Source organism: Photobacterium sp. TLY01 (assembly GCF_021432065.1).
In the GTDB taxonomy this organism is placed as follows: domain Bacteria; phylum Pseudomonadota; class Gammaproteobacteria; order Enterobacterales; family Vibrionaceae; genus Photobacterium; species Photobacterium halotolerans_A.
Genome location: NZ_CP090364.1, coordinates 981,635 through 997,696, shown reverse-complemented (window position 1 = coordinate 997,696; position 16,062 = coordinate 981,635). Strand labels below are relative to the sequence as shown.

15 protein-coding genes and 1 pseudogene are annotated in these 16,062 nt (G+C 52.3%); 13 read left to right on the top strand and 3 right to left on the bottom strand.

Annotated elements, in window-relative coordinates; genetic code table 11:
* Positions 1–7 precede the first annotated feature (7 nt).
* Together LN341_RS04975 and LN341_RS04970 are read right to left on the bottom strand one after the other, a co-directional pair.
* Entirely contained in the window at positions 8–1,495 is a 1,488-nt protein-coding gene (locus LN341_RS04975) for a sugar ABC transporter ATP-binding protein (protein ID WP_234204196.1), read from the bottom strand.
* A 56-nt stretch (positions 1,496–1,551) separates the two neighbouring features.
* A complete protein-coding gene (locus LN341_RS04970) occupies positions 1,552–2,568 on the bottom strand; it encodes a substrate-binding domain-containing protein (protein ID WP_370643733.1) in 1,017 nt (338 codons plus the stop codon).
* Positions 2,569–2,944: 376 nt separating this feature from the next.
* Here LN341_RS04970 and LN341_RS04965 point away from each other — a divergent pair, with 376 nt between their 5' ends.
* Positions 2,945–3,745: a response regulator transcription factor gene (locus LN341_RS04965; protein WP_046219435.1), complete on the top strand. Its 801-nt coding sequence runs from the start codon at positions 2,945–2,947 to the stop codon at positions 3,743–3,745.
* A gap of 39 nt (positions 3,746–3,784) precedes the next feature.
* On the opposite strand, the gene LN341_RS04960 is transcribed toward LN341_RS04965, so the two are convergent.
* Positions 3,785–4,009 (bottom strand): hypothetical protein, encoded by a 225-nt coding sequence (locus LN341_RS04960; protein ID WP_046219436.1) that lies wholly within the window; start codon positions 4,007–4,009, stop codon positions 3,785–3,787.
* Between the two features lie 313 nt (positions 4,010–4,322).
* Here LN341_RS04960 and LN341_RS04955 point away from each other — a divergent pair, with 313 nt between their 5' ends.
* The 12 genes and pseudogenes from LN341_RS04955 (at position 4,323) to LN341_RS04900 (ending at position 16,057) form a co-directional block, all read left to right on the top strand.
* On the top strand, positions 4,323–4,952 hold the full coding sequence (locus LN341_RS04955; protein ID WP_234204194.1) for a thermostable hemolysin: 630 nt from the start codon (positions 4,323–4,325) through the stop codon (positions 4,950–4,952).
* A pseudogene (locus LN341_RS04950) lies at positions 4,949–5,887 on the top strand (AMP-binding protein); the annotation flags it as partial. The gene LN341_RS04955 and the pseudogene LN341_RS04950, both read left to right, overlap by 4 nt.
* Before the next feature lie 630 nt (positions 5,888–6,517).
* Entirely contained in the window at positions 6,518–7,252 is a 735-nt protein-coding gene (locus tag LN341_RS04945; RefSeq protein WP_234204917.1) for a TenA family transcriptional regulator, read from the top strand.
* Positions 7,236–8,045: an SDR family oxidoreductase gene (locus tag LN341_RS04940; RefSeq protein ID WP_234204193.1), complete on the top strand. Its 810-nt coding sequence runs from the start codon at positions 7,236–7,238 to the stop codon at positions 8,043–8,045. Before LN341_RS04945 ends, LN341_RS04940 begins: the two co-directional genes overlap by 17 nt.
* Before the next feature lie 16 nt (positions 8,046–8,061).
* The gene (locus LN341_RS04935; protein WP_370643700.1) at positions 8,062–8,715 is read left to right on the top strand and encodes a tetratricopeptide repeat protein; all 654 of its coding nucleotides are present in this window, start codon (positions 8,062–8,064) and stop codon (positions 8,713–8,715) included.
* A 3-nt stretch (positions 8,716–8,718) separates the two neighbouring features.
* Positions 8,719–9,378, top strand: coding sequence for a response regulator (locus LN341_RS04930; protein WP_046219439.1), 660 nt, complete (start codon positions 8,719–8,721; stop codon positions 9,376–9,378).
* Positions 9,365–10,843, top strand: coding sequence for an ATP-binding protein (locus LN341_RS04925; RefSeq protein WP_046219440.1), 1,479 nt, complete (start codon positions 9,365–9,367; stop codon positions 10,841–10,843). Before LN341_RS04930 ends, LN341_RS04925 begins: the two co-directional genes overlap by 14 nt.
* A gap of 184 nt (positions 10,844–11,027) precedes the next feature.
* A complete protein-coding gene (proV, locus tag LN341_RS04920; RefSeq protein WP_234204192.1) occupies positions 11,028–12,218 on the top strand; it encodes a glycine betaine/L-proline ABC transporter ATP-binding protein ProV in 1,191 nt (396 codons plus the stop codon).
* A 1-nt stretch (position 12,219) separates the two neighbouring features.
* Entirely contained in the window at positions 12,220–13,359 is a 1,140-nt protein-coding gene (gene proW / locus LN341_RS04915; RefSeq protein ID WP_234204191.1) for a glycine betaine/L-proline ABC transporter permease ProW, read from the top strand.
* Positions 13,360–13,438: 79 nt separating this feature from the next.
* Positions 13,439–14,386: a glycine betaine/L-proline ABC transporter substrate-binding protein ProX gene (proX, locus tag LN341_RS04910; RefSeq protein ID WP_370643732.1), complete on the top strand. Its 948-nt coding sequence runs from the start codon at positions 13,439–13,441 to the stop codon at positions 14,384–14,386.
* Between the two features lie 163 nt (positions 14,387–14,549).
* Positions 14,550–14,927, top strand: coding sequence for a DUF3302 domain-containing protein (locus LN341_RS04905; RefSeq protein WP_120510366.1), 378 nt, complete (start codon positions 14,550–14,552; stop codon positions 14,925–14,927).
* Entirely contained in the window at positions 14,927–16,057 is a 1,131-nt protein-coding gene (locus LN341_RS04900; protein WP_234204189.1) for an HlyD family secretion protein, read from the top strand. The genes LN341_RS04905 and LN341_RS04900 overlap by 1 nt, the downstream gene beginning before the upstream one ends.
* Positions 16,058–16,062 lie beyond the last annotated feature (5 nt).

Below are 16,062 nucleotides of genomic sequence, written 5' to 3'. Positions count from 1 at the left end.
CTTATCCTTACTGCACTGCTGCCAGCAGTGCGTCTTCCGTCATCCGCTGGCCACTGAAATGGCGAACGATCCGCCCCTTGTTGACCACATAAATTACATCGCAGAAACTGCCGACTTCGGCATATTCACTGGACACAAAAATCACGCCATTCCCCTGAGCGACATACTGATTCACAATTTTCATGATTTCGTACTTCGCATTGATATCTATGCCGAAGGTCGGATCATCAAGCAGCAGGACTTTCGCGTCGGTGGACAGACACTTACCAATGACCACTTTTTGCTGGTTACCGCCGGATAAAAAACGCACCGGCTGAGACACTCCTGTGGTCTTCACCCCCAGTTTTTGAATGGTATCTTCCACCATGGACTGGCCTTTGGCTTTATCCAGCACCATGGATCGGGAAATCCGGTCAAACGACGCCATCAAAACGTTATCTTCGACAGAGAAATCCAGCACCAGCCCCTGCGAACGGCGCTCTTCCGGCACCATGTTGATCCCGTTTTCAATGGCCTGGCGGGGAGAGTGAATCTTCACCGGCTGACCGTTTACCCGCACTTCGCCACTTAAAACAGGCGTTAAGCCATAAATGGCTTCCAGAATTTCTGTTCTGCCGCTGCCCAGTAACCCAGCCAGACCAACCACCTGACCCGGCATCACCTTGAGCGAGACCGCATCAAGATCAGCAGTTGTCACATCGCGCAACTCTAACAAGGGCACGGTTGCTGAGTGCGAAGCGACAGGCCGATCCCAGACAAATTCCGTGTCTGTCTTACTGCCGAGCATGGCTTCGACCAGCGCATCCACTGAAGTGTCTGCGGTCTGAGTTTCCAGAACCGTATAACCATCCCGGAGCACAGTCACCGCATCACAGATACGCATAATGTCGCTCATATAATGCGTGATGTAGATAATTGAAATGCCTCTGCTTTTCAGATTTTTAATCACCGCAAACAGCGCATTAATCTCATTGTTCGACAAGGAGGCCGTCGGTTCGTCCAGCACCAGGATGCGGGCATCCATCGCCATGGCTTTGGCGATCTCAACAAACTGCTGCTCCCCGACGCTTAAGGTCTCCACTTTCTGCCGAGGATCGATATCGACCCCGAGTGTTGCCAGTATCGGTTCGGCCTCGCGTACTCGCTCCCGGTTGGAGATCAGTGCAGAGCGCTGCTTTGAGTGCGTCAGAAAAATGTTGTCCGCCACACTCAGGCTGGGGATCAGACTGAGGTCCTGATAGACCATCGCAATCCCTTTTGCCTGGGCTTCTTTCGGAGTCGCGAAAGCACTCGCTTCGCCAAAAAGACGGATCTCACCACCGTCCCGCTGATGGAAACCATTGATCAGTTTGACCAGAGTCGATTTACCGGCGCCATTCTGGCCAACCAGGGCATGGACCTCTCCGGCTTTCAGGGTGAAATTCACCTCTTTAAGCACCGGATTACCATCAAAGCCTTTTTTCAGGCGACGGGCTTCAATTGCATTCACTTCCATTGAATACCTCTTTCAAACGGTATGCCGACTGCACCCTGGCATACCTGTCATTCCAATTAGTCACGCAGGGCTTTTTGCACGGAAGCCGGTGCTTCTCGGCGCAGCGCCTGCTGCCAGGCATCCGCCAGATTGTCGCGGGTCACGGCACTGGCACTGACAGTGACAAAAGGTGGCGTGTATTCACCCAGTTTTGCCAGCGCACCCATGCGGGCCAGGGTCTGGCCCAGGTCATAAGGCAAATCGGTCACGATACCGGCAACGTTTCGGCCTTTAGCCATATCCAGCGCGTTGGCAGCACCGAGATCCATGGTCACCACTTTGATGTCTTTACGACCTGCGGCGCGCGTTGCCGCAACTACGCCTTCGGCGATGCTGTCCCAGGGGGCATAAATGGCGGTCATATCCGGGTACTGGGTAATCAGTGCCGAGGCAACCACCTCGCCGTCATTCGCATTGGCAATCCCGCGTTTTGCCACAATCTCGATACCCGGGTAGTTTTTCTGCAGATTGGTCAGGACCGCCTGATCACGCTGATTCGTCACGTAATAATTGGCTTCGTGATAAATAAACCCGACTTTGCCTTTGTCACCCACGGCTTTGGCAATCATGTCGGCGGCCAGTTTCCCCATCTGGAACAAATCATCGGTCACGATACCGGCATAATCTTTACCGTGCTCAAAACCACTGGGCAGGTTACTGATCAGCACCAGCTTGCTGCCCTGTTGTACCGCGGGCTTAAAGGCCGCCGCGCCGGAAACCGGATCCACCACCAGCGCAATCAGAATGTCAGGCTTCATGGCCATGGTGGTTTCGACATCGGTTTTTTGCTTGTTGGCATCAAATTCCGCGTCTGTCACGGCCACGACATCAATATTGAGTTCGGCAAACATGTCTTTCGCACCATCAATCAGGGCGTTCGACCAATCTGAGGTGCTGTGCATCAGAATCGCCGCAGTGTAATCCTTGCTTTTAATCGCACTTTCTTGCGAGGCATTTAATGTCACCTCAGTGTAAGGCGTGGCTGTTTCTCCGTTTGGCCCTTGCGTTGAAGTGACTTCTGCTAATGACGGCATAGCCACCGCCAAAAGCGCTGAGAAGCCTAAGGTTTGGCATACCTGAGCGATTTTCTTCAGTTTCATTCCCTGTCCCACCTGTGTGTTGAGTATTACATGAGTATTAATATAGGTGTTTTTTAGGTATTTAATGCGATCAAGATCGCGACACATTGTTTTTACATAGTGATAACAATCACACTAATGATTGAAAAATCAACAGATAAATCATTCATCAGGCCAATCGCAGGAGAGAACACACAATGGAATGAGATAAATTACTCACTAAATACCTATAAACAAAAATGCCAGGTGATTGATAGGTAAAATCTGGGTATCATGGCAGGGTAAGACTGACCAAGGCCGCGGTCAGTCGCCGACGAGGTATCCAGGAAACATGAGTCAGCACACCGCGAATCAAAACAACAGCACAGCCCAGGTCACAGCCGGCATTTACCAGCAAATCCTGGCGCATCACGATATCTACTTCATTGCCTTTGATCGCAATGAGCAGGTGATCGCCAGTAACTACCCGGTTGCCACACTCACGCTCAAACAGCTGGATGATCTCGTTTTCCTGGTCGGCCCGGCGAATCTTGCGCAGATCCGCGCGGTACTGCAGCAGCAAACCGATCAATGCCGATTCTCTGTCGCCAACCTGACCTTCGAAACACTGTGTCTGCAAGAGGGAAATGCGCCTGCTGTCTATTGCCTGCACATCAAAGCCAAGGACGACCATGCAGCCGAGCCGAAACTGTCAGCCATAGAGCAGGATTATAAGATCATCAACGAGCTTGCCAGCTCCCTGAGTTTCCTGACCACGGCATCGGAGCAGCATCTGCCTGAGCATTTACAGCGGGAAGTGCGCGAGATTCATTTACCGGAAGTAGAAGCCCGCCTGAAGCAGGTGCAGGATCCCGGACTGAAAATGTGCCTTGAGATCGTAAAATCCAATATGGAAAACCTGCTCAGCGATGTGCCGGGGATGAACAGCCGTTTGCTGGAGGTGCTGACCCCGTCGGAGCTACAGGTTGCAGAATTTATTCGAGGCGGGATGTCGAGTAAGGAAATTGCAAGTACCCTGAATGTGGCGCGCAAGACAGTAGAAAACCACAGAAACAGCTTACGCAACAAACTGGGAATCACAAACAGAGGGGTAAATCTCAGGAATTACCTGTTAAGCCTGGAAAAGAAATAATCATCCCTGATCTAGCGTTGTCTGCGTCACACGCCTGACTTAACACCCGTTCACAGTGCGCAGGCGTTTCGGCCACTGAGTTGTACCGGACGACAGCATCACAATCTTCCCTTCCCGTGCTTCACCCGAGTGATGGGTAAGCACCTTGCCCAGCAGCGGCTCAACTTTCACAGGACTGCGAGAAGCCGGCATCATATCGATTAAACGGGAAAACTCTTCAAATCCCATAGGTTCCAGATGATTGGCTCGAATTTTCATGTTCATTGCGCTTCTACACTCCTTTCCTTGGCGGTCATCATCGCAACAAAATATGACAAGAATAAATCTCAATGTGACATTTATGTTAAACGTTAATTTCCTGTAAGAAATTGACATATCCCTCAATAATCTGGACGTACCACTTGAATCATCAGGAGCAAGGTCACAAATATTAAAGAGAGGAAACATAACTAAAATCAATCTATCACCTCATGGCGACTGAAAAGGCGCAAAGATTCGATGATTAATTTTATGTCTTAAGTCTGTCTTAAGTTTCCCTTTCTAAGGTGTGTATACATACCTTAAAGGGAAGTGTGCGATGAATCAGAATAATGCTAACAAACTCACTCTGATGCATATTGACAGAGATCATCCTTTGCGTGAGAAAACAGAATTTTATGTCGCCTCGCGCTATGCTTCTGCCTTTCAGGCGCGTATCAACACCTTTATGCCTGATTTTCTGGCCTTGGTCGATGCACAGAATCAACTGCTGTCCGTGTGTGGTTACCAGTCTGCCGGCACAGGCCCGCTGTTTCTGGAACAGTATCTGGATCAGCCTGCCGATCGGCTGATGTCAGAAAAACTGGGCCTGACGGTCTCCCGTTGCGAATTGATTGAATTCGGACAGCTTGCGGCATTCTCTAACGGGATGTCGTCTCTGCACTTCACCCTGATAGCCCACTATCTGGTCAACCTGGGTTATCACTGGTGTATTTTCACCGCGACCGGGCCACTGCAGGCCATGATGCGTCGGCTGGGATTAACCCCTCACATACTTGCTGATGCATCAGCTGATCGCATTCCTGATGCGGAAAAAATCTGGGGCACTTATTATTGTCACCAGCCCAGAGTCTCGGGAGGCAATCTGGCAGCTGGCCTGCAAACCCTGACCCGACGGCAGCAGACATCCCTGTCTGCGATCAGCTCCACTCAGGGAGGACAGGCATGAATAACCTGATCCTGAGTCGCTTGTTTGAACTCGCGGACACCTCGCCCCGGCAGATTGCTTTTCAGGGACGCGATCCCGATACCGGTGAAGCCACCCACCTCAGTTTCAGTCAACTGGCTGATGAGGTTGCTCTGGCTGCCCACTCGCTGAACCAGCAAAAGGTTCATTGTCTGGCCCTCAAAACCGAGAATGGACCGGCCTGGGCGATTGCCGATCTGGCGGCCATGGCCGCAGAAAAAGTGCTGATACCTGTGCCGGATTTTTTCTCTGACCAACAAATCCGGCACCTGCTCACTGCGTCACAGGTTGATGGACTTTGGGGACACTGGTTCACCGGCGATCAGACCGGGTCCGCTAAGATTGCCAGTCTGCCGTTTTACCGGATTGCATCCCCCGGCCGGTCAGCCGCATTCCCAGCTCAGACCGGCAAAGTCACTTTTACATCAGGCTCCACCGCCCAGCCGAAGGGGGTCTGCCTGAGTCCGCATCATCTGGCGACCACCAGCCAGGCATTAGCCGATGCGATCACCCCGAGTGTCCGTCCCAGAAAACATCTGGTCATGCTGCCGCTGACAACCTTGCTGGAGAACATTACCGGTCTGTATGTGCCACTGCTGCTGGGTGCAACTTCGGTGATTTTACCGGGAGAGTCGGTTGGCCTGACGGGATCCAGTACCTTTGATCCGGTGCGTTTCGCGCAGGTGCTGGCCGAACATCAGCCAGAGAGTCTGGTGCTGACCCCGGCATTGCTGATGGCGCTTTGTCAGATTGCCACTCAGCAGCCGGCGCTGGTCAGGTCACTGCAATTTGTGGCGGTCGGTGGCGCGCGGGTTGCCCCCGCCCTGATGGCACAGGCACATGCGCTGAATATCCCGGCTTATGAAGGCTATGGTTTGTCTGAGTGCGGCTCTGTCGTCAGTCTCAATTTGCCCGGTGCCAGCAAACCCGGTAGTTGTGGCCGCCCCCTTCCCCATTCAAAAATCAGCGTCACGGCCGAGGGCGACATTCAGGTAAGCGGCAACAGTATGCTGGGATACCTGGGGGAAGAACCAAGCCCAGACCTCATCAACACAGGTGACACAGGCTATCTGGATGACGACGGATTTCTCCATATCACCGGCCGGCGCAAGAACCTGCTGATCACCAGCTTTGGCCGGAATGTCTCGCCAGAATGGATTGAATCGGAAGCCCAGGCATTTCCCTCGCTGTTTGGCATGGTGGTGATTGGTGACGCACAACTCACGCTGAGCGGCATCCTTTTCAGTCAGTCACCGGACTCGGTGCTGCCAGCGATACAAGCACTGAATCAACAGCTGCCGGATTACGCCCGAATCGGCAATCTGATCATCACAGACCAGCCACTGTCTCATATCCCGGGCTTGATGACGGCCAATGGCCGCCCCAAACGCGATGCGCTGCATCGTTCCTTTATGCCTGCCCTGCTCGTCGCTCAGAAAGCGGCACAGGTCTCGCTCAACCGCCGGCCGTTATTGTCCGTTTACACCGCTGCCACACAGCCAGACCGCCTTGCGCTCACTTCGTACAAGACCCATGAGGACCCCCCTATGAATTCGGGATTTTTCCAGACCCTGAGAACAGAAACAGAAGCCGCCCGCAGCCGCATGACAAATGCCTCCATCTTTGCGGCCTGCCAGCAAGGGATGATTGATCACACGACGTATCTGGCTTTTCTGACGCAGGCTTATCATCACGTCAAACATACGGTGCCTCTGCTGATGGCTTGCGGCAGCAAATTACCCGAAAACGACGAATGGCTTCGTCAGGCCCTGGGGCATTACATTGAAGAAGAAATGGGCCATCAGGCCTGGATTCTGAACGACATTGCAGCCTGCGGCGGAGATCCCGACCCGGTTCGCAAAAATCAGGGAGTTGGCCGGGTCAGTGCCGCGATTGAACTCATGGTGTCCTACCTCTATCACCAGATAGACCGTCGTAATCCGATGGGACTGTTCGGCATGGTCTGGGTGCTGGAAGGGACCAGTGTCAGTATTGGGGGTCAGATTGCTCAGCAGATCCAGCAAGTACTCGGCCTGCCTGATAATGCCATGACCTATCTCAAGTCACACAGTGAGCTGGATCAGAGCCATATTCAGACCTTTGAAAGCCTGATGAACCGGATTGACGATCCCGCAGATCAACGCGCCATTATCGAAAGCGCCAATATGGTCTATGACCTTTACGGCCAGATGCTGGCTTCCCTGCCCCTACCCAAGCAGCACGAATCAGACCATAGGTTACCTTTAGGTGCACAGGAGATCTTGCATGGATATCAACAATAAACGCTTGCTGCTGACCGGCGCTTGTGGAGGGATCGGCGCTGAGATTGCCGCTCTATTGGCCGACGCCGGCGCCAGCCTGATTCTGGTTGGTCGCAATGAAAGCAAACTCAGAGCCTTGCAGCTTTCACTGAACCAGCCTGATTCACATCGCCTGATTGTGGCAGACCTGAGTACACCGCAAGGCATTGAAACGATTCACCAGACCTGCCAGCAATGGAAACGGGGAGGCACGCCGATTCACGGCCTGATTAATAATGCCGGCAGTAACTGCTTTGCCAGTCTGTCGCAACGTGAACCAGCCAGCATCAGCAATGAGATTCACCTGAACCTGACCGTGCCGGTTCTTCTGTGCCAACAGGCCCTGAACTGGCTCTCCCGTCCAGCGCTGATCCTCAACATCGGCTCGACATTTTCAGCAATCGGCTATCCCGGCTACACCACTTACTGTGCCAGCAAAGCCGGACTGCAAAGATTCAGTGAAGCGCTGCACCGTGAGCTGGACGGAACCGGCGTGCAAGTGCTGTACCTCGCCCCCCGTGCGACTGACACCACACTCAATTCAGCCGCAGTCACTGAGCTTAATCAGCAACTGGGTAATCAAATTGATGATCCCCGCTGGGTTGCTGAGCAGGTGATGCAATGTCTTATCAAAGAAACACAAGTTCGCTGGCTGGGATGGCCGGAGAAACTCTGGGTCAGAGTCAACCAGATCTTTCCCGCGCCGGTCGCCAGCGCCATCCGAAAACAAAGTAAAACGATTCGCCAGTACCTCATCAAAGCCGAAGTCATCTAATCTCATTGGAGGCAATATGAAAACATTCACCTTTTCACCGGTCGCATCCCTGCTGGCCATGGCTTGTTTCGCCGGCCTGTCAATGGGCTTCAGCAGCCTGGCGGTTGCAGATGAACTCAGTGATATCCAGCAGCAGTGGGCAAAATGTCAGTACGATATCCTGAATAAAGACAATAAAGTGAAGTGCCTCAATCAGGTCATCATCAGAAATGAGCAAGCCCTGCGCCAGGCACCAACCCGTGCCGATCTCAAAGTCTGGCTGGCAATTAATCAGAGCAGCCTGGCCGGCGTAAAAGGTGGACTGAGTGCCCTGCCACTGGTAAAAAAAGCGAAGTCATTGTTAGAAGATGTGATCCATACCGACCCGAATGTGCTCGATGGTTCGGCCTACACCAGTCTGGGCACCTTATACTATCAGGTACCGGGCTGGCCGATTGGCTTTGGTGATGACGACAAAGCTGAGGCGCTGCTGAAAAAAGCACTGGCAATCAACCCGAACGGTATCGATCCGAATTACTTTTATGGCGACTTTCTGGCCCAAAACGGACGCCGTGATGATGCCATTCACTATCTGAAGAAAGCCAGTCAGGCCAAGCCTCGCCCCGGTCGCAAACTGGCCGATACGGGAAGACAACTGGAAATCCGGCAAAAACTGAAGGAGCTGCAATAACCGATGCGCATCTTATTAATCGAAGATGACATGATGCTGGGTGAATCCATGGTGGCCTCACTGAGCCGCCGTGGTTACACCGTTGACTGGTTACAGCATGGTCTTGGGGTTGAACTTGCCCTGAAAACCGAGAACTTTCTGGCCGTGATTCTGGATTTAACCCTGCCGGATATCGACGGTTTACAGGTATTACGGCAGATTCGCCGCGCAGGCCACCAGCTTCCTGTGATGATACTCACCGCCCGCGACGGGATAGACGATCGCGTCAAAGGACTGGACGGCGGCGCAGATGATTACCTGGTTAAACCCTTCGCACTGGAAGAACTGCTGGCCCGCTTGCGGGTCATGATCCGTCGGCTGTCTGGCAGCACTGAAACAGAAATCCAGTTAGGGGAACTCACCTTATCCCTGCTCAATAACGACGTCAGCTTTCGTGGCCAGCCGGTGAAACTCACCCGCAATGAATTCAAGATCCTCAGCACGCTGGTCACACAGGCGGGCCGGGTGATGAGTAAAGACAAACTCCAGCAAGCACTGCACGGTTGGGATGACACGGCCAGCGATAATGCGATTGAAGTGCATATTCACAACATCCGTAAAAAACTCGGCAGTCCTGTGATTAAAAATATTCGCGGCGTAGGGTATATCATTGAAAACCGCTGAGACCAAACCTGTGCTTTCCATCAAAAAACGGCTGATCACCCTGACCGTGGCGGCTGCCACTGTGCTGATTGCCATTTCATGGAGCCTGATCTTTGCTGAATCCAAACATGAAATTGATGAGATCTTTGATGCCCGGCTGGGACAATCGGCAAAACTCCTGGCACTCAGTGCACCGCAACTGCTGAAAATGCCGCCGGAGCAAATGGCGCAGTTTTATGACGACTGGTATCAGGGCATCAGCAACCATTCCCATTCCAATGTCAGTGACGATGATCCGACCCCATACGGCCACCCCTATGAACAGAAGCTGATGTTCCAGCTGTTCGACACTCAGGGAAATGTTTTACTGCGCTCTCCCAGCGCACCCGAGCACCCGCTGTCGACTCCCGATAACATTGGTTACCACCCGATGACCTTTGATGACCAGCGCTGGCAAAGTTTTCAGATTCGTCTGCCATTTCACGACAACAACCAGGATGCGGCTTTTCTGGTGGTGGCTGAAAAACAAGCAATCCGCGATGAGCTGATTGATGAAATTGCTTTTTCCACCGGCATTCCGCAATTATTGCTGATTCCCTGTCTGGCGCTGGCCATTATTCTGCTGGTGAACTATGTCATGAAGCCCGTCGGAGAACTCCAGCAAGCCCTCTCACAGAGAACCATTAATAAATTGCATGCGATCAGAGTGTCACAGCCCACGGTTGAGCTCAAACCCCTGATTGATCAGCTCAATTACCTGCTGTCAGAGCTTGATAAAGCCTGGGTGCGCGAAAAGCGTTTTACCCACACAGCCGCACACGAGCTGAAAACACCGCTGGCTGTCCTGCGACTCAACGCGGAAAACGCCCTGTCCAGCGAGAACCCGGCCGAGCTGCAAAATGACCTCAGTCACATACTCAAAGGGATCGACAGAACTGATCGCCTCATTCAGCAGTTACTGATGCTGGCCAGAGTCGAAAGCGGCAACAGCTTCTCGTTCAAGCCGCTTGATCTGATGGCATGCCTGCGTGATGTGATTGCTTCGCTGGCGCCTTTCGCATTAAGGCAAGAACAGAACCTGTCTCTTGATGGCCCGACCTCGCTCACGGTTGAAGCCAATCTGCCGCTTCTGCGCAGCCTGTTCAGCAACCTGATCGACAATGCCATCCGCTATGCCGGCGGGCATGCGGACATCAATATCCGAGTTCAGACACAGGGGGAAGATCAGGTCCAGATTCGTGTCTGCGATTCAGGTCAGCCCATTCCTGAAGCAATTCGCGAGCGTATCTTCGAAAAATTCTTCCGGGCCAACACAGAACGCGGCGATGGCGCCGGACTGGGCATGTCGATCATCCGCGACATCGCTGAACTGCATGGCGGCACGATTTCACTGGAATCGCAGTCTTCGGCAGAAAAGAACTGTTTTCTGGTGACACTTCCGCTCAAAACCGGCCGGATTCAATCGTTGTCTAACCAGACACAATAACCCTCAGCGCACGGCTCAATTCGTCCATATTCATTTGTTTTGAAAATATAAAAAGAATAAATCGCACTGAGCGATTACACAGTACGTGGCAAATTAAACCCGACCCTGTCTCAATCAGCTGCCATAATTACTTAGATAGCGAAACATTTTATCTGTAAGGAATTTATAGCGGACCCCCTCATTTATGACTGTCAAAATGGAAGTGAAAAATCTCTGCAAGGTGTTTGGTCGCGCCCCGGAAAGGGCGTTTCCGTTACTGGAACAGGGATTCGATAAGGACGCCATTTTTGAAAAAACCGGCCTGACTGTCGGCGTCAAAGATGCCACGCTCACGATTCATCAGGGCGAAATTTTCGTCATCATGGGCCTCTCCGGCTCAGGAAAGTCAACGCTGGTTCGCCTGCTGAACCGCCTTATCGAACCCACCAGCGGCCAGGTGCTGCTGGATAACAAAGACATCGCCAGCATCTCCGAGGACGAATTACGGACCGTGCGGCGCAACAATATCAGCATGGTCTTCCAGTCCTTTGCCTTAATGCCCCATATGACGGTGATTGACAATACCGCCTTCGGTCTGGATCTCGCAGGCGTCGATAAAGCCACCCGCTACGACACCGCACTCCAGGCGCTGGCACGGGTTGGGCTGGAGGCGTACGCAGCCTCCTATCCGGACGAGCTCTCCGGGGGGATGAAGCAAAGGGTCGGTCTGGCAAGAGCACTGGCCAATGATCCGGACATCCTGCTGATGGACGAGGCTTTTTCTGCTCTTGACCCATTGATCCGCTCCGAAATGCAAGACGAACTCATCCGGTTGCAAAGCGATGACAAACGCACGGTTGTTTTTATTTCTCACGATCTGGATGAAGCCATGCGGATAGGCGATCGGATTGCGATTATGCAAAATGGTGAAGTGGTTCAGATAGGCACACCGGATGAAATCCTCCATCACCCGGCCAATGACTATGTGCGATCTTTCTTTAAGGGCGTCGATGTCACCCATGTCTTTACGGCCAAAGACGTCGCGCGCAAACATCAGGTCACTGTGATTAAAAAAACTGAAACGGACGGCCCGCGCGCCGCATTGAAACTGCTCAATGATAATGACAGGGAGTTCGGCATTGTGGTCGACCGCCGCAACCTGTATGTCGGACTGGTATCGACAGACACACTGCAAACGGCCAGTAAATCAGGTCAAACCCTGACTCAGGCACTGCTGGACGATACCGTAACTTTCCTGCCTGAAACCCCTGTGGGTGAGCTGATAGGTCGGGTTGCCAACCTGCCCTATGGTGTACCCGTTGTCGATGAAAACCAGGTTTATCATGGTGTTATTACAAAAGCTCGCCTGTTACAGACTCTAGATCGGGAGGCCTGATATGAGCCAGGAAAATCGCCCAGAACCCTCCGCGCCGGTAACGGATACCCCGTCAGCACCTGCCTCACAAGACCCCTGGTCCAGTACAGACACCAGCAATACCGATCCCTGGGGCAATCCAGCGACCTCGACGCCTAACTCAGGTTCCGACTGGCTCAATACCACAGATTCAACACCCGTTGACCCTTCCATCGACTGGATACATCCGTTTCAGGATGCCCTGATCCCGTTTGATCAATGGGTCGAAGACGGCATCAACTGGCTGGTTGTTAACTTCCGGCCAGCGTTTCAGGCTATCAGTGTGCCGATTGATTACATTCTCACTGCCTTTCAGACCACGTTACAGAACACACCGGCACTTCTGATGATTTTTCTGATCATGATCCTGGCCTGGCAGATTGCCGGACCGCGTATGGGCATTGCCAGTGTCGTCTCGCTGCTGCTGATTGGTGCCATTGGTGCCTGGGATCAGGCAATGGTCACGCTGGCGCTGGTGCTGACATCTGTCTTCTTTTGTTTACTGATCGGACTGCCGACCGGTATTTGGCTGGCCAGGAGTGAAAAAGCCGCCAGAATTGTCAGGCCGATCCTTGATGCGATGCAAACAACCCCGGCTTTCGTCTATCTGGTACCTATAGTGATGTTATTTGGTATCGGGAATGTGCCCGGCGTGGTGGTAACCATCATTTTCGCCCTGCCCCCCATCATCCGGCTGACGATTCTGGGTATCCGTCAGGTGCCTGAAGAATTGATTGAAGCAGCCCATTCTTTTGGCGCGAACCCGAAACAAATGCTCTATAAGGTTCAGTTGCCGCTGGCTATGCCCACTATTATGGCCGGTGTTAACCAAACCCTGATGCTGGCGCTGTCCATGGTCGTGATTGCCTCCATGATAGCCGTTGGCGGGCTGGGACAGATGGTACTGCGCGGTATTGGTCGTCTGGATATGGGCCTGGCAGCCATTGGCGGGCTGGGTATTGTCATTCTGGCTATCCTGCTCGACCGGCTTACACAGGCGATGGGGGCATCCGAACGTGGCCGATCTTACCGCCACTGGTATGAACATGGCCCTATCGGGTTCATATACCGTCGGTTCAAAAAAGACGAGGCTCCAAACCTGACAACACATTCACAACCCTAAGGAGAAGACAATGACAAGGTCCCGGAAGTCACTTTCACTAAGCGCGGCCATATTGGCCGGTGCCTTTTCATTTCCTGCAATGGCAGCCGATTTACCCGGCGAAGGCGTTACCGTACAGCCCGTACAAAGTACAGTAGCGGAAGAAACCTTCCAGACACTGATCGTCAATAAAGCGCTGGAAGCGCTGGGTTACGACGTAAGACCCACCAAAGAGGTGGATTACAACGTGGGTTACACCTCGATTGCCAATGGCGACGCCACTTTCCTGGCCGTGAACTGGGCACCACTCCATAAAGATAAGTTCATCCAATCAGGCGGGGACGACAAATTCTACCGCCAAGGCTATTACATCACCGGCGCCGCCCAGGGCTACCTGATTGATAAAAAAACCGCCGAACAATACGGCATCACCAATATCAGTCAGCTGAAAGACCCTAAGCTGGCAAAGCTGTTTGATGCCAACGGAGACGGCAAAGCCGATCTGACCGGCTGTAACCCGGGCTGGGGATGTGAAGGGGTGATCGAACACCAACTGGATGCTTACGGGCTGCGCGACACAGTCACCCATAACCAGGGTAATTACGCCGCCATCATTGCCGATACCATCTCACGCTACCGCAATGGCTCGCCCATTTTGTACTACACCTGGACCCCTTACTGGGTCAGCGGTGTGCTGGTACCGGGCAAAGATGTGGTATGGCTGGAAGTGCCGTTTTCGTCATTACCGGGCGAGCGGGAAAACGTGGATACCGCCCTGCCGAACGGTAAAAACTACGGCTTTGAAATGAACAGCATGCGCATTGTGGCCAACAAACAGTTCGCAGAAGACAATCCGGCGGCGGCCAAACTGTTTGAAGTGATGACACTGAATATCAATGATGTCAGTGCTCAGAATATGCGTATGAGTCAGGGCCAGAATTCCCAGAAAGACATAGAAAACCATGTTAACGGCTGGATTCAGTCTCACCAGCAAGAGTTTAACAGTTGGATTAATCAGGCAAAAAAAGCCGCTGAAGATGCATCTTAATAGCTGAACTATGCAATTAATCTGATACTATATTTCCAGGCCAGCTTCTCATGCTGGCCTGATGTAATCTGAATTAAACCTGAAAGACAAATAACCTCATAATTGCTAAGTTTATTTATTAGCTATATTCTTGAGATCATGGTTCAAATTTGACGGTAAATATATGTTCTTGGATTATTTTGCATTGGGATTACTTATTTTTGTAGCCCTTGTTTTGTTTTACGGCATCATAGCTATTCACGATATTCCTTACGAGATTGCCAAAGAGCGAGAACATCCTCATCAGGATGCCATTCACTATGCTGGCTGGGTAAGTTTATTCACATTACATGCTCTGTGGCCATTTTTATGGATATGGGCAACCCTGTGGCGTAAAGAAAGAGGCTGGGGGTTCAAACAGGTTCATGATGAGCAGGTATTACTTCAGACCCAGTTAACCAAAATGGAAATGCAACTCCAGCTACTGCAATCAGAACTTACCGCGTTAAAACAACAACAGCCTATGAATAACAGCAATAATAACACTGAGGGTAATCAATAATGGAAACGTTACTGGTCCTCTCTTACGCGGCCATCTGTATTTTTATCTTCAAAGTTTTCCGTATTCCGCTAAATAAATGGACAGTGCCGACTGCGGTACTTGGCGGTATCGTCCTTGTCGGTGCCCTGGTTCTGTTCATGAACTATAATCACCCGCATACCAGCCTGGGCGGAGAATATTTTGTCTCAACACCTATTATGCCGAACGTACGCGGCAAGGTGATTGAGGTACCTGTCACCCCGAACGCCCCGCTCAAGCAAGGCGACATACTGTTCAAAATTGATCCCACGCCTTTCCAGGCCGAAGTTGACCGGCTGGAAGCCCAGCTTGCAGAAACCCGGCAAAACGTACTCGGACAGGAAGCCAGCTACAAAGCGGCAATGGCAACCCGCATCAAAGCGCAGGCAGAACGCGATCGCACCTATCAGCAGTACCAGCGTTATGCCACAGGCTATAAACGCGGCGCCTTCACCAAAGCCGATGTTGATAACCGTGAGCAATTCTACCGCAGCGCCGAAGCCGCCCTGGAAGCCGCGCAAGCTGATGAGCGCCGGGCTAAGCTGGCTTATGAGTCCAACATCAATGGCGAGAACACGGCTGTTGCTCAAATCCAGGCCCAGCTGACCAAAGCCCGGTTTAATCTGGATTCGACGACTGTTCGCGCGCCTACGGATGGTTTTGTTACTCAGGTGCTGCTGCGCCCTGGCATGATGGCGGTGCCACTGCCACTGCGTCCGGTGATGACCTTTATCAACACCAACGATGACTTCATCATAGGTGCTTTCCGTCAGAACTCCCTGCTGCGCCTCAAACCTGGCTATGAAGCCGACATCATTTTCCGCGCCATTCCCGGGAAAACCTTCAAAGCCGAAATTATCGACGTATTACCCGCGATTGGTGAAGGTCAGGCACAGGCGCAAGGCACACTGATTGGCACCGATATGTTAATGCGTCAGGGCCGGCCGCTGGTCAGGTTTAAAATGATAGACGACCTCAGTGAATACCAACTGCCTTTAGGGGCCAATATGGAAATCGCCGTGTATTCAGATCACGCGCATCATCTGGCGGTGATGCGTAAGATTTTGATCCGCATGAAGAGCTGGCAGAACTTCCTGTATCTGGATCATTAATCCCT

Coding starts and splice junctions, on each gene's coding strand:
- LN341_RS04955 (WP_234204194.1), top strand. CDS start 4,323: ATGAATCAGAATAATGCTAACAAACTCACTCTGATGCATATTGACAGA.
- LN341_RS04905 (WP_120510366.1), top strand. CDS start 14,550: ATGTTCTTGGATTATTTTGCATTGGGATTACTTATTTTTGTAGCCCTT.
- proW (WP_234204191.1), top strand. CDS start 12,220: ATGAGCCAGGAAAATCGCCCAGAACCCTCCGCGCCGGTAACGGATACC.
- LN341_RS04970 (WP_370643733.1), bottom strand. CDS start 2,568: ATGCCGTCATTAGCAGAAGTCACTTCAACGCAAGGGCCAAACGGAGAA.
- proV (WP_234204192.1), top strand. CDS start 11,028: ATGACTGTCAAAATGGAAGTGAAAAATCTCTGCAAGGTGTTTGGTCGC.
- LN341_RS04940 (WP_234204193.1), top strand. CDS start 7,236: ATGGATATCAACAATAAACGCTTGCTGCTGACCGGCGCTTGTGGAGGG.
- LN341_RS04930 (WP_046219439.1), top strand. CDS start 8,719: ATGCGCATCTTATTAATCGAAGATGACATGATGCTGGGTGAATCCATG.
- proX (WP_370643732.1), top strand. CDS start 13,439: ATGGCAGCCGATTTACCCGGCGAAGGCGTTACCGTACAGCCCGTACAA.
- LN341_RS04965 (WP_046219435.1), top strand. CDS start 2,945: ATGAGTCAGCACACCGCGAATCAAAACAACAGCACAGCCCAGGTCACA.
- LN341_RS04900 (WP_234204189.1), top strand. CDS start 14,927: ATGGAAACGTTACTGGTCCTCTCTTACGCGGCCATCTGTATTTTTATC.
- LN341_RS04975 (WP_234204196.1), bottom strand. CDS start 1,495: ATGGAAGTGAATGCAATTGAAGCCCGTCGCCTGAAAAAAGGCTTTGAT.
- LN341_RS04960 (WP_046219436.1), bottom strand. CDS start 4,009: ATGAACATGAAAATTCGAGCCAATCATCTGGAACCTATGGGATTTGAA.
- LN341_RS04945 (WP_234204917.1), top strand. CDS start 6,518: ATGAATTCGGGATTTTTCCAGACCCTGAGAACAGAAACAGAAGCCGCC.
- LN341_RS04935 (WP_370643700.1), top strand. CDS start 8,062: ATGAAAACATTCACCTTTTCACCGGTCGCATCCCTGCTGGCCATGGCT.